This is a genomic window from Gordonia oryzae, from assembly GCF_003797185.1.
Lineage (GTDB): Bacteria > Actinomycetota > Actinomycetes > Mycobacteriales > Mycobacteriaceae > Gordonia > Gordonia oryzae.
In genome coordinates this window covers 25,940-46,469 of sequence record NZ_RKMH01000001.1, presented here as the reverse complement: position 1 = coordinate 46,469, position 20,530 = coordinate 25,940, and the positions used below count along the sequence as shown (strand labels likewise).

Here is a 20,530-nt window from a genome sequence, read left to right as displayed (position 1 = left end):
GGCGGAACAGCCGTGTGATCTCCTACCCCGGTCGTCACCGGTAGGCGGGTACCAGCAGCGCCTGACCGATCTGGAGCCCGCTGCCGGATATCTCGTTCATCCGCGCGATCTCGTCGATGACGGCCTGCCGGGGCAGGTCGGGCGCAACCCGTGCGGCAACCGAGTTCAGCGATTCTCCGGCACGCACGTGCACCACCTCGGTGGCCGCGGGCGTCGGTGCGGTCGACTGCTGATAGTCGCTACCGGCCACGGCCACCAGCCACACCAGCAGTGCCAGGGCGACACCAGTCAGCACCGCGACCATGGCACCGGTACGGCGAGCGCTGCGGTGCGCGGCGACCCGCGGGCCGACCGGAGTCGCGCAACGGGTGCCCCCAACCGCAGGAAGGCGGCGCGCACCGGTCCGGGCCGGGCCCGCATATACCGGCCGCCGGCGGGCCGGGTCGCGCTCGAGCATGCGCCATTCCGGGCGGCAGCGGTCGGATGACCGCTGTTCGAGCACGCGGTGTTCAGGCACGCGGTGTTCGACTGTGGCGCAGGTCTGCATCGACGACCCGCGGCGTACGGCGGCCGCGCGGTAGCCCGTCCGACGGGACCGAACCTCCAGGTCGTCGGCGCCCGGCACGGAGGGCAAAAGTACGGTCGGCATGGCGTCTCCCTAACTCGATCGTGTATTCGAAGAACGGATGTTCGATTTCTACCACGCGGCCCCGACAATTTCTCGCGACACGTCGAACACATGTTTGAGGTTGCTTATCGCCTCAGCTACCCTGGCCGGTGGTCAGGGCTCCACAGGGCCCGTCAACCAGGGCGTACCCCGTGAGGATCAGCGCACCGACCGAAAGGATGCGAACCCGATGAGTGAGAAGAAGGGCCGCTCGGGTGACCCCGACGCGGTATCCGTCACCGATCCCGATGACGCCGTCGCGACCGGCCCGATCGATCCCGTGGCCGTCGAGGCCGCGCTCACCCCGCGCCAGCAGGGCGTGCTCGATGTGATCCGCAAGTCCGTGCGCGAACGCGGGTACCCGCCGAGTATCCGCGAGATCGGCGACGCCGTCGGCCTCGCGTCCACCTCATCTGTGGCTCACCAGCTCCGGACCCTTGAGCGCAAAGGCCTGCTCAAACGGGATCACAACCGACCTCGCGCGGTGAACGTCCAGGACGGCGATCCCACGCCCACCGACGACAACCCGAATGCGTCACACCTCCCCACGCCGACGTTCGTGCCGGTTCTGGGACGTATCGCGGCCGGCGGGCCGATCCTGGCCGAGGAGGCCGTCGAGGACGTCTTCCCGCTGCCGCGCGAGCTCGTGGGCGACGGGTCACTGTTTCTGCTGCGCGTCGTCGGCGAATCGATGATCGACGCGGCCATCTGTGACGGCGACTGGGTAGTCGTTCGTCAACAGAGCGTCGCCGACAACGGCGACATCGTCGCGGCGATGATCGACGGCGAGGCGACGGTCAAGACCTTCAAACGCAAGGATGGCCATGTGTGGCTGATGCCGCACAACGAACTTTTCGAGCCCATCCCCGGAGACGACGCCGCCGTATTGGGCAAGGTCGTGACGGTGATGCGGCGTATCTGATTTCAGTCACATCCGCCGCAGGACCACTCAGCCGAATGACTCAGCCGCGCAACGCTTCCGCAGCCGCAGCACGCGCATCGGCCGGTGAGTCGGTCGCCAATGCGGCCTGCGCGGCGACGCGGCACGCCTCGCGGTCGACGCCGGCGAGCTTCGCTCCTACCGCGGGCGCCGCGGCCGGGGCGCTCGACAGCGAGGTGACGCCGAGTCCGACCAGGACGCATGCGAGCAGGGGATCGGCGGCGGCCTCACCGCACACACCGACCGGTGTCGCACTGCGGGTGCCCGCCTCGGCAACGGTGGCGATCAGCGAGAGCACCGCCGGCTGCCACGGATCAGTAAGCCCGGCGAGCTCGGCCGACATGCGGTCGGCGGCCATCGTGTACTGCGTCAGATCGTTGGTCCCGATCGAGACGAAGTCGACCTCGGCGAGGATCGACGGAGCGAGGATCGCTGCCGAGGGGATCTCGATCATCACCCCCGCCACCAGCCCACGACGGCGGACCTCGGCGGCGAACTCGGCGGCTTCGGCGGCCGAGGCGATCATCGGCGCCATCACCCAGGGGGTGGTGCCGGTCTCCTGCGCGGCGCGGGCGATCGCGTCGAGCTGACCGGCACGGATCTCGGGACGTGTCGCGGCGATCCGATTGCCTCGTACGCCCAGTGCGGGATTCGCCTCGGTGCCGTGGTCGACGAACTTCAGCGGCTTGTCCGAGCCGGCATCGAGCGTCCGGACCACGACTTTTGTGCCGCCGAAGGCCTCGATGACCTCGCGGTAGAGCCTCGCCTGCTCGTCCACCGACGGCTCGTCGGACCGATCGAGGAAAGCGAGTTCGGTGCGGAACAAACCGACCCCCTCGACGGGGTACGCCCTCGCCGCCCGCGCCGAGACGCCATCGGCGACGTTGGCCAGGATGGCCACCTCCACACCGTCGGCGGTGCGCCCGGGTCCGGTCCATTCCGCAATCGCCTTTGCCTCGCGGCGACTCTGCTCGACCTCGTCCTGGGCCCGCGCCGGATCGGGGTGAACGACAACGGTTCCCGCGGTTCCATCGACGAGAACGGGCGTCCCCGCAGGCACGTCGCCAAGGTCGGCCACCGCCACCACGCACGGAATCCCCAGTTGGCGGGCGATGATCGCGGTGTGGCTGGTCGGCCCACCGAGCCGGGTGGCCAACGCGGTGATCAGTGTCGGATTGAGTCCGGCGGTGTCGGCCGGTGCGAGGTCGTCGGCGAGGAGCACCGACGGTTCGTCTGGCACGGGCACTCCGGGCTCAGGCTCGCCGATCACCTCGGCCACCACCCGATCTCGGACATCGTTGAGGTCGGTGATGCGCTCGGCCATGATCCCGCCGAGCTTGGCGAACATCGTGGCGAACTGTTCGGTGGCAGCGGCAGCAGCGGCCGGGGCCGGGGTGCCGCCGGCGATCAGCTTGGTGGCCGTGCCAATCCATCCGCGGTCCTCGGCGAGGCCCGCGGTGGCGATCAATACCTCTGCCGCGGCACCCGAGGCGTGCGAGGCGCGCTCACGAAGTCGCGCGGCAACCACGGCGGCGGCAGCGACGAAGCGGGACTTCTCGGCCTCACGGTCAGCCTCGTCCACCAGCTGTGGGCCGGGATCGGCAGACTCGAGGCCCACCCGCTCGCCCGGACGGACGACCGGCCCGTATGCCTTGCCGCCGACGACGGGCGTCCCGTGCAGCGTGATGTCGGCATCCGACGCACTGCGCTCGGTCTGCGTGTGCTGCTGGCGAACCTGTTGATCCACGGTTCCGGCCTTTCCTCGTCGTTCGGTGCTGCGGTCGTTCGGTGCTGCGGTCGTTCGGTGCTGCGGTCGTTCGGTGCTGCGGTCATGCGGGTCGTACTCATCAAGCGGTCGTTCTGTGTGATCCATCGAGGTGTCCGAAGGATGTGAGACGCCGACATATCACCACTGCCTGTGATCGAAGTTACAAGAAATCCTTGACTTGTCAACACAAACAGGCGTAAACACAGATATACCAACACCGAGTCCCACAGAAACCCACATGGGTCGGTGGCCGGAAGGAGATCGGAGAATCGTGTACGCGGAAGAACGACAGCAGGCCATCGCCGAGCTGGTCCGCTCGAAGGGCCGCGCCTCGGTGAGCGCGCTCGCCGACCGCTTCGAGGTCACCAGCGAGACGGTGCGACGCGATCTGGCGAGCCTCGAACGCGCCGGCCACCTCCAGCGCGTACACGGTGGTGCGGTTCGTCCCGGACTGGTCCAGATCCTCGACGAGCAGGGCATCGGCGAGCGCGAGGCCAGCCATGCCGATCAGAAGGTGGCGATCGGCCGTGCGGCGATGCGTTTTCTGCCGCCCGACGGCGGCTCGCTCGCGCTCGACGCCGGCACCACCACCTACCAGGCCGCACTCAACATCCCCACCGACCGACGCCTGAGCGTGGTCACCAGCAGCCTGCCCCTGGCCACGCTTCTTGCCGAACATCCCAGCGCCACAGTGCATCTGGTGGGCGGACGAGTCCGCAGTCTGACACAGGCCGCGGTCGGCGCCGACACCGTGTCCCGACTACGGCAGTTTCACGCCACTGTCGCCTTCATCGGCACCAACGGGGTCAGCGAGGGTCAAGGACTGTCCACGCCGGACCCCGACGAGGCGGCGGTGAAGTCGGCTCTGGTGCGCTCGGCGCAACGGGTGATCGTGCTCGCGGACTCCTCGAAGATGAACCGCGAGGACTTCGCCGGTTTCGCCGACCTCGACGACGTCGATGTTCTCATCACCGACGCCGGTGTCGATCCCACCTTCACTGCGTCTCTCTCCGCGCGCGGCATCGAGGTCGTGATCGCATGATCCTCACCGTCACCGCCAACCCGAGCCTCGATCGCACCCTGGAGATCGCCGGCCCCCTCCTACGCGGGGAAGTCCAGCGCACCATCGGTGTCCGCGCCGAGCCCGGCGGCAAAGGCGTCAACGTTTCCCGCGTCATCGCCGAGGCGGGGCTGACCACTCTCGCGGTCCTGCCGGCCCGCGCCGGCGATCCACTGCTGACCGCGTTGGACCAGGTCGGACTCCGCCACGAGACCCTCGCCGTGCCCGGTGAGGTCCGGTCGAACATCACCATCGCCGAACCCGACGGCACCACGACCAAGATCAATGCCTCCGGCCAGGTCCTCGTTGACCATCAGGTGCGTGCGCTGACCGACCTCGTCTTGGCCCGAGCGACCGGTGCCGACTGGGTGGCCCTGTGCGGGTCGCTGCCACCGGGTGTCACCGACGACTGGTACCGCGTACTCGCCGACCAGCTCATCGCTCGCGGACACCGCGTCGCCATCGACACCTCGGGTGCTCCCCTGTCGGCAGCGGTGACCGGACGCATCGACCTGATCAAGCCGAACGAGTACGAACTCGCCGAGGTCAGTGGCACCGATCCGGAGATCCTGCGTCGCGCCGCCGCCGAGGGTGATCTGTCGCCCATCGTCTCGGCGTCGGCCGATATGGCCCACCGCATCGGCGGCGCCGTGCTGGCCACCCTCGGTGCGGCCGGCGCACTACTGACCACCGAGTCCGGCAGCTGGTTCGCCACGCCGCCGCCGATCGTCCCGCGCAGCACCGTCGGCGCAGGCGACTCCTCGCTCGCCGGTTATCTGATCGCCGAAACCCGGGGCGCCGACGAGCCCGGGCGGTTGCGCAACGCGGTCGCCTATGGCGCCGCGGCGGCCGCACTCGCCGGCACCCAGCCTCCCCGCCCCGACCACCTCGATCCCGACCATGTCGTGATCACCGATCTCGCCGGAGCCGCCCCCACCACATGACACACAACCCCTGACCCCCGAACAACTCCACAACCCGATCCAGCATCAGCACCCCCCACAGGACAGAGCAGTGAGGAAACCCATGTCCGACCAGATCATCACCGCAGCCACGGTGAATCTCGACGTCGACGCAGGCGACGACCCGTCGGCGGTGATCAACCACCTCGCCGAGAACCTCGGCGAAGCCGGTCGCACCAGCGAACCCGCCGACCTCGCGCGCGCCGCGCTCGCCCGAGAAGCCAAGTCCGCCACGGGTCTACCCGGTGGGATCGCCATCCCCCACGCCCGCGCCGCATCAGTGTCGCAGGCGAGCCTGGCGATGGCGCGACTGTCGAGAAAGGTCGACTTCGGCGCTCCTGACGGTCCGGCCGACATCGTCTTCCTCATCGCCGCCCCCGAGGGCGGCGCCTCCGAACACATGAAATTGCTCAGCTCGCTCGCTCGTGCGCTGGTGCGTCCCGACTTCGTCGCCTCGCTGCGGGCAGCGCGCACCGACGACGAGATCGTCGACCTCGTCGACGGTGCGATCAATGCTCCCGCGGCGGGCTCGAGTACCGAGAAGGCGACAACGCAGAAGGTGCCGACCGACACTGTGGCTACCCAGAAGTCCGCTCCGGCCGACTCGTCGACCCCGGACGCACCGAGGGGCGACAAGCCGATGTCGATCGTCGCGATCACTGCATGCCCCACCGGGATCGCCCACACCTACATGGCCGCCGACGCGCTGAAGTACGCCGCCGAGCGCGCCGGTGTCGACTTCCACGTCGAGCCCCAGGGGTCCTCGGGCACCACGCCGTTCACCACGGACGTCATCGCCGGCGCCGACGCCGTCATCTTCGCCACCGACGTCGGCGTCAAGGGTAAGAGCCGCTTCCACGGCAAGCCGGTCATCGAGTCCGGAGTCAAGCGCGCCATCAACGAGCCCGACGCAATGATCGCCGAAGCGCTTGCGGCAGCGAAGAATCCACACGCGGCGGTGGTGCGCGCCGGCGACGGCGACGGTGCCGGTGCCGGTGCCACCGAGAAGGGCGGACTGAGCCTGGGCAAGCAGGTTCAACAGGCCCTGATGACCGGCGTCAGCTACATGATCCCGTTCGTCGCCGCGGGTGGTCTGCTGATCGCTCTGGGATTCTTACTCGCCGGCTACCAGATCGCCAACAAGAACATCGACAAGACGATGAGCGACGGTGCCTACATCGCGCTGCACAACACACTCTGGAATCTCCCGGCTGGAGGACTCGGCACCTACCTGGGTGCGGTGAGCTTCGCGATCGGTTCGCTGGCGATGGGCATGCTGGTCCCGGCGTTGGCCGGCTACATCTCGTTTGCGATCGCCGATCGGCCCGGTATCGCGCCCGGCTTCGTCGCCGGCCTGGTGTCGGTGGCCGTCGGTGCCAGTTTCATCGGCGGCCTGATCGGCGGCCTCGCGGCCGGCGTCGTCTGCCTGGCGATCTCGCGACTTCCGTTGCCTCAATGGGCGCGTGGCCTGATGCCGGTGGTGATCATCCCGCTCTTCGGCAGCCTCGTCGTCGGTGCGGTGATGTTCATGTTCCTCGGCAGGCCGTTGGCGTGGCTTACGACCGAGATGAACAACGGCCTCAGCAGCATGACCGGTGGCTCGGCGATCATCCTGGGCATCGTGCTGGGCTTGATGATGTGCTTCGACCTCGGCGGCCCGGTGAACAAGGCGGCCTATCTGTTCGCCACCACCGGCCTCGCGATCGGCGGCTCGGCGCAACTGGAGATCATGGCCGCGGTCATGTGTGCCGGTATGGTCCCGCCGCTGGCGATGGCCCTGGCCTCCACGGTCCTGCGTCCGCAGCTGTTCACCGAACCAGAGCGTGAGAACGGCAAGGCCGCGTGGCTTCTGGGCGCCTCGTTCATCTCCGAGGGTGCCATCCCGTTCGCCGCGACCGATCCGCTGCGGGTGATCCCGTCGATGATGGCCGGCGGGGCTCTGTCTGGCGCGCTGATCATGGCCCTCGGCGTCGAACTGCGCGCCCCGCACGGCGGTGTATTCGTCTTCTTCGCCATGAACGCCTGGTGGTGGTTCCTCGTCGCCCTCGCCGCGGGCACCGTTCTCTCGGCGCTGTGCGTCATCGCCGCCAAGCAGTGGGGCCGCAACCGCGTCCGCTCGGCCGCCGCTACCACCCCGGCGTAGCCCCCCGCCTGATGGCGCGGTTCGCCCACGTCTACCGACCAACGCGGGCACAATCGAAGGTCCCGCCCGCAGAGGGTCCGTCCCTCACCACCGATCCCATCCGATTAGATCCCATGCGCGTACACCCCATCCGAACTGTCAAGGAGAACTCATCATGCCCAGCACCACAGTCGCCGTCGGCTCCGCAGTCGGACTGCACGCCCGCCCCGCGACGATCATCGCCGAGGCCGCAGCCAACGCCGGCGGCCTGATCACCCTGGCCGTCGAGGGCGGCGAGCCCGTCGATGCCGGGTCGGCGCTGATGATCATGACGCTCGGCGCCGAGAAGGGCACCAACGTGGTCGTGACCGCCGAGGACCCGGCCACCGTCGACGCGATCGCCACGTTGGTCGCCACCGATCTCGACGCCGACTAACCGGGTAGCCCGACACCGACAACCATCGGCCACCGACCCCCGCAGGTCGATGGCCGATGGCGTTGTCGCGCAGCGCTTGGGCCCACCCGCAGTCGTGCGCGGTCGCGGTGATCGAGCACCCCTCGGCGAGCGCGATCGTCGCCTGGTTCACCCGGAAGTTGGTACACACCCCTGCGGGAATGTCATCGGCGCGGAACAGCCGCGCAAGGAGTTCGCCTCGCATCCGCGGCCGCCGCTCAGCGGCGGCACCGAGAGGTGGGCGAGCATCAGGTCGCGGGCGCGCGCGAGGCGATCGTCGCGGGGGTGTGCAACGTGGGTGTGCAACGTGACCCGCCCCCGCGGCATCACCGTGACTCGATCGGCACCGGTGACCCTCAGGATCGCGTGACCACGAGGTCGGCGAGCTGACCGGCGAAAGCCTGTGGCACCCGTACCGTCAAGCGGGTGCCGTCGGCGGTGTGGTCGCTCGCGAGTACCTCCCCCTCCTGATGGATGCGCGAGATCAGGTCACCCCGGGTGTAGGGCACGGCGAGTGTCAGTTCGACGTCGGTGCGGCCGACGAAGTCCCGAACCCGATCGAATAGCGCCGGCAACCCCTCACCGGTGCGCGCCGACACGAACACCGCGTCGGGGGCCATCGCCCGCAACTCGGCCATCCGGGTATGGTCGATCGCGTCGATCTTGTTGATCACCAGCAGCTCTGGCGGCGCCGACACCCCCTCCTCGGCGACGACCTCGTTGATCACCCGGCGGACCGCGGCGATCTGCTCGGCGGGGAATTCGTCGCTGCCGTCGACGACGTGCAACAGCAGGTCGGCGTCGACGACCTCCTCGAGGGTGGAGCGGAACGCTTCGACGAGTTGGGTCGGCAGGTGGCGGACGAAGCCGACGGTGTCGGTGAAGACCACCTCACGCCCGTCGTCGAGCGTGGCCCGGCGGGTCGTCGGATCGAGGGTCGCGAACAGTGCGTCCTGCACCAGCATGCCCGCGCCCGTCATTGCGTTGACCAACGACGACTTCCCGGCATTGGTGTAGCCGGCGACCGTCAACGACGGCACCGCGCTGCGGCTGCGAGCCGATCGCTTGGTCATACGCGCCTTTTTCATGTCCCGGATCTCGCGTCGTAGCTTGGCCATGCGCTCGCGAATCCGCCGGCGATCGGTCTCGATCTTGGTCTCACCGGGTCCGCGCAGGCCGACACCACCGTTGCTACCGGCACGGCCACCGGCCTGCCGGGACATCGACTCACCCCAACCACGCAGTCGGGGCATCATGTACTCCATCTGGGCCAGCGACACCTGTGCCTTGCCCTCGCGGGAGGTGGCGTGCTGGGCGAAGATGTCGAGGATCAATGCGGTCCGGTCGATCACCTTGACCTTGACGACCTTCTCCAGCGCGGTGAGCTGACCGGGGGTGAGCTCACCGTCGCAGATGACGGTGTCGGCGCCGGTGGCCAGCACGATCTCACGCAATTCCTCGGCCTTGCCCGATCCGATGTAGGTGCCAGGGTCGGGGGCACTGCGTCGCTGGATAACGGCGTCGAGAACCGCCGACCCGGCGGTCTCGGCCAGTGCGGCGAGCTCGGTCATCGCCGCCCGCGCCTGCGGCGAGGTGCCCTCGGTCCAGACGCCGACGAGTACGACGCGTTCGAGTCGGAGCTGCCGGTACTCGACCTCGGTGATGTCGGTGAGCTCGGTCGACAGACCAGCGACGCGCTGCAGCGAAGCGCGTTCGGAGAGTTGGAGTTCACCGGCGGTCGGCTCGTCGGTCAGGTGACTTCCGGTGATGCGCTGGTCGTCGGAGTCCTCGGTGATACCGGTGTTCTCGAAAAGATCAGGGGCCGGGATGGGATATCCCGTGTGTGTCGTGTCGCTCATACGCCTTCCATGGTCGCATGCGGCAACGTTGCGGCGCACACCACTATTTCGCACACCACTATTTCGCGGACGCGGCGACGACTCCATGACCCGTGCCGTACCACCCGGCCGTCGTCGGAACCGTTTGCCGGTCGTGTCAGGACCCGTCCCACCCGGCGCGCAACGCACCGTCGGCAACCAGTTCCGACGGGCCGCGCAGCCACGCGTCGTCGGCGAGGATGCGCACCTCGACCCGCCCGCCCGGCACGTCGATCACCAGTTCTCCGACCCGCTCGCCCCGATGACCTAGCGCGGCGGCCGCCGCGGCCACCAAACCCGTTCCACAGCTTCGGGTTTCGCCGACACCGCGTTCGAACACCCGCATCCGTGCGTGCAGGCGTCCGTCGACAGTCTCCGGGACGGTCAGCAGTTCGACGTTGGCTCCGTGGGCGAAGACCTCGGGGTCGATCACCACACCCCGGGAGAAGTCCACGGCGGCCAGTCCGTCGGCATCGAGTTCGGGAACGACACAGGCCAGATGCGGGTTGCCGACGTCGACGGCGACGCCGGGATACAGATCGTCGCCGATGCGGACCGTCGACGGCTCCCCCACGGCGGCCGGGCCCATCTGCACACTGACGTCGGCGCGCAGTCGGTCGAAGGAATGTACGACGACCGGACGCGCGCCAGCGCGCGAGCCCACGATGAAGTCGTCGGTGCCCACGAGTCCCGACGCACGCAGGTGATGGGCGAAGACACGGACCCCGTTACCGCACATCTCGGCGATCGAGCCGTCGGCGTTGCGATAATCCATGAACCAGTCGTCAGGGTTCACCTGGCCCGGAAGGGACTCCAGCACCCCCGCAGCCACCAGCGCACCCGATCGCGCAACCCGCAACAGTCCGTCGGAGCCGATACCACGTTGCCGATCGCACAAAGCGGCGACGAGGTCGGCACTCAGTGCGATCTCGGCCGCGGGGTCGGTAAGGATGACGAAGTCGTTCTGGGTACCGTGGCCCTTCACGAACGGCAGTCCACTCATCGATTCGGTGGCGGTGGTCGAGGCGCTGGTCGTCACCGGTCCAGAGTAGCCAGTACCCCATCGGTCAGGTCGGTGGCCGCGGCGTCGAACCACGCGATCCGGTGATCACGTCGGAACCAGGAACGTTGCCGGCGAACATAACGCCGGGTGCCGATAACGGTCAGCTCAACGGCCCGGTCGAGGTCGTACTCGCCGTCGAGGGCGGCCAAGGTCTGGGCGTATCCGATCGCCCGGCGCGCGGTACGCCCCTCACGCAGACCGCCCTCGGCCAGCGCGGCCACCTCGTCGACCAGGCCGTTGGCGAACATTTCCGCGGTCCGCGCAGCGATCCGCTCGTCGAGGTCAGCGGTCTCTCTGTCAAGAGCGACAATCCTTGTGCCCCAGCGCGCTTCACCGATCGTGGGAGCCGACGCGGCGAACGGCTCACCGGTGAGTTCGACGACCTCGAGTGCCCGGACGATCCGGCGGCCGTCGGTGTCGAGGATCGATTCGGCCGCGGCGGGGTCGACCTCGGCGAGCCTGCGATGCAGAGCGGCGACGCCGATCTGCGCCAGCATCTCCTCGTAACGCGCACGCACCTGCGGGTCGGTCGCCGGAAACTTCCAGTCGTCGAGCAAGCCCTGAATGTAGAGCATCGATCCGCCGACGATCACCGGGGTCCGGCCGGCCGAGAGCAACTCCTCGATGTCGTGCGTGGCCGCGGCCTGATATCGCGCGACCGTGGCGATCTCGGTCACGTCGAGAACATCGATCTGGTGATGGGTGATGCCGCGGCGCTGCCCGACGGCGAGTTTCGCGGTGCCGATGTCCATACCGCGGTACTGCTGCATCGCGTCGATGTTGACGATCTCCCCGTCGAGGGCCTCGGCGAGATCGAGCGCGAGATCGGATTTGCCGACCGCCGTGGGACCCACCACCGCAACCGGAACGGGCGACCCGATATCACCGCCGGTCATGATGCGGATCCTGTTCGTGGTCCGGCCGAAATCGGGGTCCAGCGTGCGACGACGTATCCCACACCGAACGGCGCTGCGGCATAGAAAAAGTCGGCGTCCACCCGGGCGGCGTCCACCCGGGCGGGATGCATGTCTGCGGGAGTCACACAGGTGTGTGCGCCCGATGCCCGGGTCACCGCCGCCGCGACCTGCCAGGCGACTCGTCCACCGACGCCCTCGGCATGGCACTCCCGCACGTCGAGGTCGGCCAGAGCTTCCACATCCCCGCATTCGAGAGCGGAGTCGATTCGCTTCTGCACACGCACCGCCGATGCGCGTTCGCCACCGCCCGGAGCCTTCGGCGACAACGCGATCGCGCCGTCACCCACCACGAGCAGACCCACCGGTTCGGACACCGCCGAGAGCTCCGCCGCGATCTCGTCCCCCACCGCCGCGCACTGCGCGGGGCTCGCCGACGGGTCGAGCACCACCGGCGTCACGCGGTCGGCGCCCGCCTGTTCCCGCAGCCAAGCGGCGATCAGCATCGACAGCGGCAATCGTGGTCGTACACGCTCGGCGTCGACCTGCACGCCAACCTCCTCCGCGGCGGGATCCAGGGTCACCGGTAGGTCAACACCGAAGCGCGCGAAGGTCCCGGTGACGGCCACATCGGTGCCGCATCGCGGTCGATCGGTGGGCACTGCTGCGGCGCGACCGCTCGCCGGAACGACCGGCACGTCGTCGGCGCCGAGGGCAACCCACCGGGTGGCCGAGTCCGCCAGCGCCCGCACCGCCGAACGCGTCGCCTCACGTACCGGCCGCGTGTCGTCGGCGTCGGGACCGGCGAGTTCAGGTACCAGCAGGGGCGCACTCGGGACGAATACCGCGCAGGTGAACACGTGCTCGACGCTAGTCGACGGCGCAGTGCCACGGCGCGCAGCCCGGGCGGGCCTCTCGGCTCGAACCCACCGATCGGGCGACGAGCGGTACCCATTGTTCCGCAGCCCACACGCGATGAACTCCGAACTGCTTGAATGGACTCCAGCCCGGCGGCCGACGCGGCCGGGGATCGAAGTGACACGGCAGCCGTGACGCGCGGCACCACGAGGCGGGAAGGGGCACCTGCACATGAGCGGACCAGACAGGACACCGGAGACCGGCGGGCACGACGCCACCGGCAACACCGACACCACCGAACCCACCACGGGACCGGCAGCCGGGCCCCCGATCCCCAAACCCGGTCCGCGTCCGGGTCCCCGCCCCGGCCCGCGGCCCCGCCCGCAACCGGGGCCGGCAGCGTCCGCCCCGATCCCGGTCGTCACCCCGAACCCGTTGCCACACACCGATCCCCACCGATTCGGACGGGTCGACGCCGACGGCGTCGTGTGGCTGAAGACCTCGTCAGGCGAACGGCAGATCGGGTCGTGGCAGGCCGGGTCCGTCGACGACGGGCTCGAACACTTCGGGCGGCGCTTTGACGACCTGGCCACCGAGGTCGAGATCCTCGAGGAACGACTCGCCGCGCGTTCCGGCGATCCGCGCAAGGCGCAAGCCGCTGCCAAACATCTGCTGGAGACCCTCCCCGATGCCGCGGTGATCGGTGACGTCGATGCGCTGGCCGCGCGGTTGTCGGCGATCGTCGGGACCGCCGACGAGGTCGCCGATTCGCTCAAGGCCGAGCGGGAGGCCGCCCGTGTCGCCGCGATCGCCCGCAAGGAAGAACTGGCCGCCGAGGCCGAGGTCATCGGCGCGGAGTCCACCCAGTGGAAGACCTCGGGAGACCGGCTGCGAGCGATCCTCGACGAATGGAAGTCGATCAAGGGGATCGACCGCAAGACCGACGACGTGCTGTGGAAGCGGTACGCGAAGGCTCGCGACGCCTTCAACCGCCGACGGGGCGCTCATTTCGCCGAGCTCGACCGGGTGCGTGCCGGCGCCAAGGCACGCAAGGAGGAGTTGATCGCGCGGGCCGAGGAACTGTCGTCGTCGACCGACTGGGGTCCGACCTCGGCCCACTTCCGGGAGTTGCTGGGCGAATGGAAGGCCGCGGGCCGCGCCCCCCGCGACGCCGACGAAGCCCTGTGGCAGCGGTTCAAGGCGGCGCAGGACGTATTCTTTGCCGCACGCAATGCGATCACCTCCGAGCGCGACGCCGAGTTCACCGCCAACGGTCATGCAAAACTTGAGTTGCTCGCCGCCGCCGAGTCCGCCATCGATCCCGCGGTCGACCTCGATGCGGCCCGCCGTGAGTTCCGTGCCTTCCGGGACAAGTGGGACGAGATCGGCAAGGTTCCTCGGGAGCAGATGCACAGCCTCGAGAGCCGGGCGCGAGCCCTGGAGAAGCGAATTCGCGATGCCGAGGATGCACAATGGCAGCGCACCGATCCCCAGGCGCAGGCACGCGCCACCCAATTCGCCGAGCGCGCGGCACAATTGGAGGAGCAGGCCCGCAAGGCTGAGGAGCGCGGCAAGGCACGGGAGGCGGCCAAGTTACGCGAGCAGGCGGCGCAATGGCACGAGTGGGCACAAGCCGCCCAGACGGCAATCGAGGAACGCTGAGCCCAGCCGGGGTCAGCGGCTGGTCAGGCCCCGGAGTCCCGGCTGGTCAGGCCCCGGAGTCCCCGGTCGGTGGCCGGAAGTCGGTCCGCCCGCGGATGCGACGGGTCACCTCCTCGCGTCTGGCGGCCTCAACCCGGCGCTGCTCGGCGATCGCGAGGTGATAGGTGCTGCGTGCCCACACGACCCGCGCCCAGTGGAAGCTGAGCACGAAGACCGCGATCCAGCCGAGGATCAGCCCGATTCCGACGCCGGACGGCGGCTCGATGCCGCCGACGCCCGGGGTGTTGCGGGTCCACCAGGCCAGCAGCCCGGCCACGCAGGCGACCGCCGACCCGCACAATGCGACCCACGCGATGATCCAGCGCCGGGTGAGCAGTGCGAGCATCGACGCGCCGATCCCGAAGATCAACAGCAGGTACACGAAAACCCGGGAGGTCACCGCCACCCGCTCGGTCACTGCAGTCGCCGACATCGTCAGCACGTCGATCCCGCTGGCGGACCCGGTGTGCGGCAACACCAGCGATACCATCGCCAGGAGCACCGCGACCGCCACGACGATGGCGCGCGCACCCGGATCGATCTCACCGGCCACCCTGCGTTCGGCCTTGCGCAGGTCGTTCTCGTAGGCAGCCAGATCGGCGAGGCTCTCCGACGATCCCGACGGCCGCCGGACGTCGCGACCGAGAAGCTCCGACAGCGCCTTGTCACCCCGCAGATTCTCGTGGCGCTCACGCTTGCCCGCAGCATCGGAGTCGACCACGTTCGCGGCGTCGTCGCCCTCGCGGTGATCGGAATCCTTCGGGTTCTGGCGCTCGATACTCATGTCCTCGTCTCTCACTGTCCTGCCGTCGCCATCACGCGCCCGGGAACCTCGGAACCGGGTGCGGTCGTGCCGGCCCCGCATGCCCCGGCACCACAGCCGCTGTCGTCCGCGACGACCGGCGCGGGACCGATGCCGGGAATGCCGAGGCCAACACCGACCGGCGGGGTCGTCGGGGTCCGGCTCTGTTCGTGCGCGTCACCGGCCCGGGTGCGCCGATGCCCGGCCACGCCGGTGTCGGCGATGAGGTGGTGCGGCGCCGCCTCGGTGACCTCGGTCGTCACGATGTCACCGGGACGAATCGCCGCGGCGAGATCCCCGGGGCGGAAATGGACCAGCCGACCGTCTCGCGCCCGACCGGTCATGCGGTGCGAGTGTGCGCTCTTGCGACCCTCGTCGGCCACCACGAGCAACTCGACCTGCCGTCCGATGATGGCTTGGTTCTCTGACAGACAGATCCGCTCCTGGAGTTCGATCAGTCGCTGGTACCGCTCGGCAACCACTGCAGGCGGCACCTGGTCGTCCATCGTGGCCGCGGGTGTTCCCGGTCGCGGCGAGTACTGGAAGGTGAAGGCGCTGGCGAAGCGGGCCTGTTCGACCACCTCGAGGGTCTGAGCGAAGTCGTCCTCGGTTTCACCGGGGAAGCCGACGATGATGTCGGTGGTGATGGCGGCGTGTGGCATCGCCGCGCGCACCTTGTCGAGGATGCCCAAGAACCGGGTCCGCCGATAGCTGCGTCGCATCGACTTCAGGATCCGGTCCGACCCGGATTGCAACGGCATGTGCAGTTGCGGGCACACATTCGGTGTCTGGGCCATCGCCTCGATGACGTCGTCGGTGAACTCTGCCGGATGGGGCGAGGTAAACCGCACGCGTTCGAGTCCGTCGATGTCACCACAAGCCCGCAGCAGTTCGGCGAACGCACCGCGGTTACGCGGGGTCCCCGGGTCGGCGAAGGACATGCCGTAAGCGTTGACGTTCTGCCCGAGCAGGGTCACCTCGAGCACACCGGCATCGACGAGGGCGGTCACCTCGGCGAGCACATCGCCGGGCCGGCGATCGACCTCTTTCCCGCGCAACGACGGAACAATGCAGAACGTGCAGGTGTTGTTACACCCTACCGACACCGAAACCCAACCGGCATAAGCGGATTCACGTTTGGCCGGCAGCGTCGAGGGAAACGCCTCCAGCGAATCGCGGATCTCGACCTGCGCGGCTTCGTTGTGTCGCGCGCGTTCGAGTAGCACCGGCAACGACCCGATGTTGTGGGTGCCGAAGACAACGTCGACCCAGGGCGCCCGACCTAAAACCGCGTCCTTGTCCTTCTGCGCAAGACAACCGCCTACGGCGATCTGCATACCCGGCCGAGCGGCCTTCACCGGCGCCAAATGCGACAGATTGCCATAGAGTTTGTTGTCGGCATTCTCACGGATAGCGCACGTGTTGAAGACCACGAGGTCGGCGTCGTCGTCGTCGGAGGCGGGTAGATAACCCGCCTCCTCGAGCAGCCCCGAGATCCGCTCGGAGTCGTGGACGTTCATCTGGCAGCCATAGGTGCGGACCTGATAGCGACGCACGGCGTCACCGCCCACACCGGCATCCGGTGAGGTCGCTGAGGATTCGGACAGGTCGATACTCACTCGGTCCAGAGTACGGGGCGGGGGCAAATCGGCTGTGGAGTCGCCGACCGATCACCTCCAGCGGGTCGGGGCGGAGATATACACGTGACCATCGGCTTCCCGAACCGAACACGCAGGTGTCGCATTTACCGCGTCATTCGGACTTATCCCGATTAGGGTTGCTACGTATGACCGAATCTCCGAACGCGGCGCCGGATGCGGCGACCGCGGCCGATTCACCGCCGATGATCACCATGACGAAGGTGCAGAAGCACTTCGGTGAGCTGCACGTCCTCAAGGACATCAACCTCAACGTCCCGCGCGGTCAGGTCGTGGTCGTGCTGGGCCCCTCGGGATCGGGCAAGTCCACTCTGTGCCGCACGATCAATCGCCTCGAACCGATCGACAGCGGCGAGATCCGCATCGAGGGCGAATCACTACCCGCCGAGGGCAAAGACCTGGCCCGCCTACGCGCCGATGTCGGCATGGTCTTCCAATCGTTCAACCTGTTCGCGCACAAGACGATCCTGCAGAACGTCACCCTCGCGCCAACGAAGGTCCGCAAACAGAGCAAGGCCGAGGCGGAGAAGCACGCCCTCCAACTCCTCGAGCGCGTCGGTATCGCCAGCCAGAAGGACAAGTACCCGGCACAGCTGTCCGGCGGGCAGCAACAACGCGTGGCCATCGCTCGGTCCCTGGCCATGAACCCCAAGATCATGCTCTTCGACGAGCCCACCTCGGCACTCGACCCGGAGATGGTCAACGAGGTCCTCGACGTGATGGTCTCGCTGGCCAAGGAGGGCATGACGATGCTCGTGGTCACCCACGAGATGGGCTTCGCCCGCAAGGCCGCAGACCGCGTCATCTTCATGGCCGACGGCGCCGTCGTCGAGGACTCCGACCCCGAGTCCTTCTTCGACAACCCGCAGTCCGACCGCGCCAAGGAGTTCCTGTCGAAGATCCTGGGTCACTGAGATGGACAACCCCACCAACACCCCGGGATCATCGACAAGACATATGCGGCAACGTTTTCCACAAACTTCCGGTCATCGGCGGCGCGGCCGAAATGCGGCCCTGGGCGTCGCTGTGCTCGTTGCCGCGGTTCTTGCCACCTGTGTGAGCGCCTGTGGCAGTTCCGAACCGCGCAACCTGCTCGACTCGATCCGCAACGGGAGAGTGGTTCTGGGCACCAAATACGACCAGCCCGGCCTGGGTATCCGCAACCCCGACCGGAGCGTCACCGGATTCGACCCGTCTGTGTCGACCTACGTGGTCAATCACATCGCCGATCAACTCCGGGTGGCTCATCCCGAGATCACCTGGCGCGAGACGCCGTCGGCCCAGCGTGAGACGCTCATCAACAACGGTGAGGTCGACATGATCGCGGCCACCTACTCGATCAACGCCTCCCGCGCCAAGCAGGTCAACTTCGCCGGCCCCTATCTGATCAACTACCAGGCCCTGCTCGTCCGCGAGGACGACAACTCGATCACCTCGCTGACCGATCTGAACAAGGGCAAGAAGCTCTGCTCGGTCACCGGATCGACGTCGGCGCAGAACGTCAAGGCACAGCTGCCCGGTGTGCAGCTACAGGAGTACGACTCGTACTCCTCGTGTGTGGAGGCCGTGCGGCGAGGCAAGGTCGACGCGCTGACCACCGACGAGGTCATCCTCGCCGGTTACGCCGACTTCTTCCCCGACGAGTTCAAGCTCGTCGGGATGACCTACCCCAAGGACGCGTGCGTCGCCAGCGGCGGCAAAAAAGTCCTCAAGAAACGAGGTGCGCCGTTCTCCACCGAAAACTACGGCATCGGCATGGCCAAGAACTACCCCGACGCGATCACCGCCGTGGATGAGGCACTCGACGCCATGCTGCAGCCCGGACCGGCCGGGGGTGAATCCGCATGGGAAGCAGCGCTGCGCAAGGCAATCGGCAATCGGCATGTCGACGAGATGACGGCCCGCGCCGCAGCTCCCGGATCGAGCTACAAGTTCCTGCCCGACCCCGGACCGCAGGCCGTCGACAAGATCGTCAACTCCACGTCCACCCCGTGCCCGCCGGGCCTGAGCTGAGGAAGGCAGGTGACCAACCATGAATGAACTCTGGTCGGACATGGGGCCACAACTGTGGCCCGCGTTCACGGTGACCCTGGAACTCACCTTCTGGTCGGCGCTCGGCGCGCTCATCTGGGGCATCATCCTGGCCGGGATGCGGGTCTCCCCCGTCCCGGTGATGCGCTGGTTCGGCGCCACCTACGTCAACATCGTGCGCAACACCCCGCTGACGCTGATCATCATCTTCTGCTCGGTGGGCCTGTATCAGAACCTCGGTCTGGCGTTGGCTCCCGAGAACAGCACCTTCATCGAGAACAACAACTTCCGCCTGGCGGTGCTGGCCTTCATCCTCTACACGGCCACCTTCGTCTGCGAGACACTGCGATCGGGTTTCAACACCGTCCCGATCGGGCAGGCCGAGGCAGCCCGCTCCCTGGGCCTGGGTTTCACGCAGGTCTTCGGGATCATCGTCCTGCCACAGGCGTTGCGTTCGGTGATCGGGCCGCTGGGCAGCGTGTTGATCGCACTGACCAAGAACACCACGATCGCCTCGGTGATTGGGGTTGCCGAGGCCTCGCTGCTGATGAAGGAACAGATCGAGGACCACGCCAATGAGATCGTCGCGATCTTCCTGATCATCGCCATCGGGTTCATGATCATCACCCTGATCGAGGGCGCCGTCTTCGGCTACCTCGCCAGACGACTGGCGGTGAAACGATGAGCGGCGCAACAGTTCTCTACGACGCACCCGGCCCCAAGGCGCGGATTCGCAATGCGATCATCGCCGCGATCTTCCTCGCCGTGATCATCGCCATCGTCGTGTACGTGGTCGTCGTACTGACCGACAACCAACAGCTCACCGCCGAGAAATGGAATCCCTTCGTCACCGGGACCACCTGGACGACCTATATCCTGCCGGGGCTGTGGGGCACGCTGAAAGCGGCGTTCCTGTCGATCATCTTCGCCATGGTCCTGGGCTCGGCGCTCGGTATCGGCCGACTGTCCGATCACCTGTGGGTGCGGACACTGGCGGGCATGTTCGTCGAGATCTTCCGCGCCATTCCGGTGCTGATTCTGATGATCTTTGCCTACTACCTGTTCGCCGATTACGCGGTGTTCCCGTCGTCGCAGCTGGCCTTCGCAGCGGTCGTCACGGGTCTCACGCTCTATAACGGGTCGGTAATCGCCGAGATCCTGCGTTCGGGCATCAATTCCTTGCCGAAAGGACAGACCGAGGCGTCTGTGGCGTTGGGACTGCGCAAGTCCCAGATGATGCGTATCGTGCTGCTTCCGCAGGCGATCACCGCGATGCTGCCCGCACTGATCTCACAGATGGTGATCGCACTGAAGGACTCCGCACTGGGATACGCCATCGGCTACGTCGAGGTGGTCCGGTCGGGTATCCAGTCGGCGTCGTACTACGGCAACTACCTGCCCGCACTCGTCGTGGTGGCGGTCGTGATGATCGTCATCAACTTCGGCCTGTCGTCGCTGGCGACGTTCATCGAGAAGACGTTGCGACGCGGGCGCCGCAGAACCGAGGTCCCCCACGGCGAGGACGTGGACCTCGGCGCGATGGAGAACATTCCGGGCGTCGGTCCTCGATAACGCATCCCCGCTCAGCGCCGATCAGCTGCTGTTGCCGATCGGAATGACATTGCCGATCGGATTCCGGGTGAAACGTCACTT

At 67.7% G+C, this 20,530-nt stretch carries 18 protein-coding genes; 10 read left to right on the top strand and 8 right to left on the bottom strand.

Translation table 11 applies throughout. From position 1 onward, the window contains the following. Positions 1-34: 34 nt before the first annotated feature. Complete coding sequence (locus EF294_RS00240; protein ID WP_123925031.1) at positions 35-649, bottom strand: LysM peptidoglycan-binding domain-containing protein; 615 nt, start codon at positions 647-649, stop codon at positions 35-37. A gap of 208 nt (positions 650-857) precedes the next feature. Here EF294_RS00240 and lexA point away from each other — a divergent pair, with 208 nt between their 5' ends. Continuing rightward, complete coding sequence (gene lexA, locus EF294_RS00235; RefSeq protein ID WP_123925030.1) at positions 858-1,589, top strand: transcriptional repressor LexA; 732 nt, start codon at positions 858-860, stop codon at positions 1,587-1,589. Between the two features lie 40 nt (positions 1,590-1,629). On the opposite strand, the gene EF294_RS00230 is transcribed toward lexA, so the two are convergent. Further along, positions 1,630-3,354: a phosphoenolpyruvate--protein phosphotransferase gene (locus EF294_RS00230; RefSeq protein ID WP_123925029.1), complete on the bottom strand. Its 1,725-nt coding sequence runs from the start codon at positions 3,352-3,354 to the stop codon at positions 1,630-1,632. Positions 3,355-3,646: 292 nt separating this feature from the next. On the opposite strand from EF294_RS00230, the gene EF294_RS00225 reads away from it, so the two are divergent. From EF294_RS00225 to EF294_RS00210, 4 genes are all read left to right on the top strand, one after another. After that, the gene (locus EF294_RS00225; RefSeq protein WP_123925028.1) at positions 3,647-4,417 is read left to right on the top strand and encodes a DeoR/GlpR family DNA-binding transcription regulator; all 771 of its coding nucleotides are present in this window, start codon (positions 3,647-3,649) and stop codon (positions 4,415-4,417) included. Next, positions 4,414-5,379 carry a 1-phosphofructokinase family hexose kinase gene (locus EF294_RS00220; protein ID WP_123925027.1) on the top strand — a complete coding sequence of 322 codons (966 nt, stop codon included), beginning with the start codon at positions 4,414-4,416 and terminating at the stop codon, positions 5,377-5,379. The genes EF294_RS00225 and EF294_RS00220 overlap by 4 nt, the downstream gene beginning before the upstream one ends. Before the next feature lie 82 nt (positions 5,380-5,461). Next, positions 5,462-7,540 carry a PTS fructose transporter subunit IIABC gene (locus EF294_RS00215; protein ID WP_123925026.1) on the top strand — a complete coding sequence of 693 codons (2,079 nt, stop codon included), beginning with the start codon at positions 5,462-5,464 and terminating at the stop codon, positions 7,538-7,540. Positions 7,541-7,694: 154 nt separating this feature from the next. Beyond that, entirely contained in the window at positions 7,695-7,955 is a 261-nt protein-coding gene (locus EF294_RS00210) for an HPr family phosphocarrier protein (RefSeq protein ID WP_123925025.1), read from the top strand. 374 nt (positions 7,956-8,329) lie between these two features. On the opposite strand, the gene hflX is transcribed toward EF294_RS00210, so the two are convergent. From hflX to EF294_RS00190, 4 genes are all read right to left on the bottom strand, one after another. Then, a complete protein-coding gene (gene hflX, locus EF294_RS00205; RefSeq protein ID WP_123925024.1) occupies positions 8,330-9,832 on the bottom strand; it encodes a GTPase HflX in 1,503 nt (500 codons plus the stop codon). Between the two features lie 136 nt (positions 9,833-9,968). After that, a complete protein-coding gene (gene dapF / locus EF294_RS00200) occupies positions 9,969-10,889 on the bottom strand; it encodes a diaminopimelate epimerase (RefSeq protein WP_123925023.1) in 921 nt (306 codons plus the stop codon). Continuing rightward, positions 10,886-11,809, bottom strand: coding sequence for a tRNA (adenosine(37)-N6)-dimethylallyltransferase MiaA (miaA, locus tag EF294_RS00195; RefSeq protein WP_123925022.1), 924 nt, complete (start codon positions 11,807-11,809; stop codon positions 10,886-10,888). The genes dapF and miaA overlap by 4 nt, the downstream gene beginning before the upstream one ends. Then, a complete protein-coding gene (locus EF294_RS00190; RefSeq protein WP_123925021.1) occupies positions 11,806-12,687 on the bottom strand; it encodes a class III extradiol ring-cleavage dioxygenase family protein in 882 nt (293 codons plus the stop codon). The genes miaA and EF294_RS00190 overlap by 4 nt, the downstream gene beginning before the upstream one ends. Before the next feature lie 229 nt (positions 12,688-12,916). Between EF294_RS00190 and EF294_RS00185 the strand changes: the two genes are divergently transcribed. Further along, the gene (locus EF294_RS00185; protein ID WP_185090883.1) at positions 12,917-14,347 is read left to right on the top strand and encodes a DUF349 domain-containing protein; all 1,431 of its coding nucleotides are present in this window, start codon (positions 12,917-12,919) and stop codon (positions 14,345-14,347) included. A gap of 46 nt (positions 14,348-14,393) precedes the next feature. On the opposite strand, the gene EF294_RS00180 is transcribed toward EF294_RS00185, so the two are convergent. Together EF294_RS00180 and miaB are read right to left on the bottom strand one after the other, a co-directional pair. Then, positions 14,394-15,170: an Rv2732c family membrane protein gene (locus EF294_RS00180; protein ID WP_123925020.1), complete on the bottom strand. Its 777-nt coding sequence runs from the start codon at positions 15,168-15,170 to the stop codon at positions 14,394-14,396. Positions 15,171-15,181: 11 nt separating this feature from the next. Next, positions 15,182-16,807, bottom strand: a complete 1,626-nt coding sequence (gene miaB, locus EF294_RS00175; protein ID WP_123925019.1) for a tRNA (N6-isopentenyl adenosine(37)-C2)-methylthiotransferase MiaB — start codon at positions 16,805-16,807, stop codon at positions 15,182-15,184. Between the two features lie 224 nt (positions 16,808-17,031). Between miaB and EF294_RS00170 the strand changes: the two genes are divergently transcribed. The 4 genes from EF294_RS00170 to EF294_RS00155 are packed head-to-tail and all read left to right on the top strand — an operon-like array spanning position 17,032 to position 20,449. Beyond that, positions 17,032-17,760, top strand: coding sequence for an amino acid ABC transporter ATP-binding protein (locus EF294_RS00170; protein WP_185090902.1), 729 nt, complete (start codon positions 17,032-17,034; stop codon positions 17,758-17,760). 43 nt (positions 17,761-17,803) lie between these two features. Then, complete coding sequence (locus EF294_RS00165; protein ID WP_123925309.1) at positions 17,804-18,859, top strand: glutamate ABC transporter substrate-binding protein; 1,056 nt, start codon at positions 17,804-17,806, stop codon at positions 18,857-18,859. A gap of 19 nt (positions 18,860-18,878) precedes the next feature. Continuing rightward, positions 18,879-19,562: an amino acid ABC transporter permease gene (locus tag EF294_RS00160; RefSeq protein WP_123925017.1), complete on the top strand. Its 684-nt coding sequence runs from the start codon at positions 18,879-18,881 to the stop codon at positions 19,560-19,562. After that, complete coding sequence (locus EF294_RS00155; protein ID WP_123925016.1) at positions 19,559-20,449, top strand: amino acid ABC transporter permease; 891 nt, start codon at positions 19,559-19,561, stop codon at positions 20,447-20,449. The genes EF294_RS00160 and EF294_RS00155 overlap by 4 nt, the downstream gene beginning before the upstream one ends. The last annotated feature ends 81 nt before the right edge of the window (positions 20,450-20,530 follow it).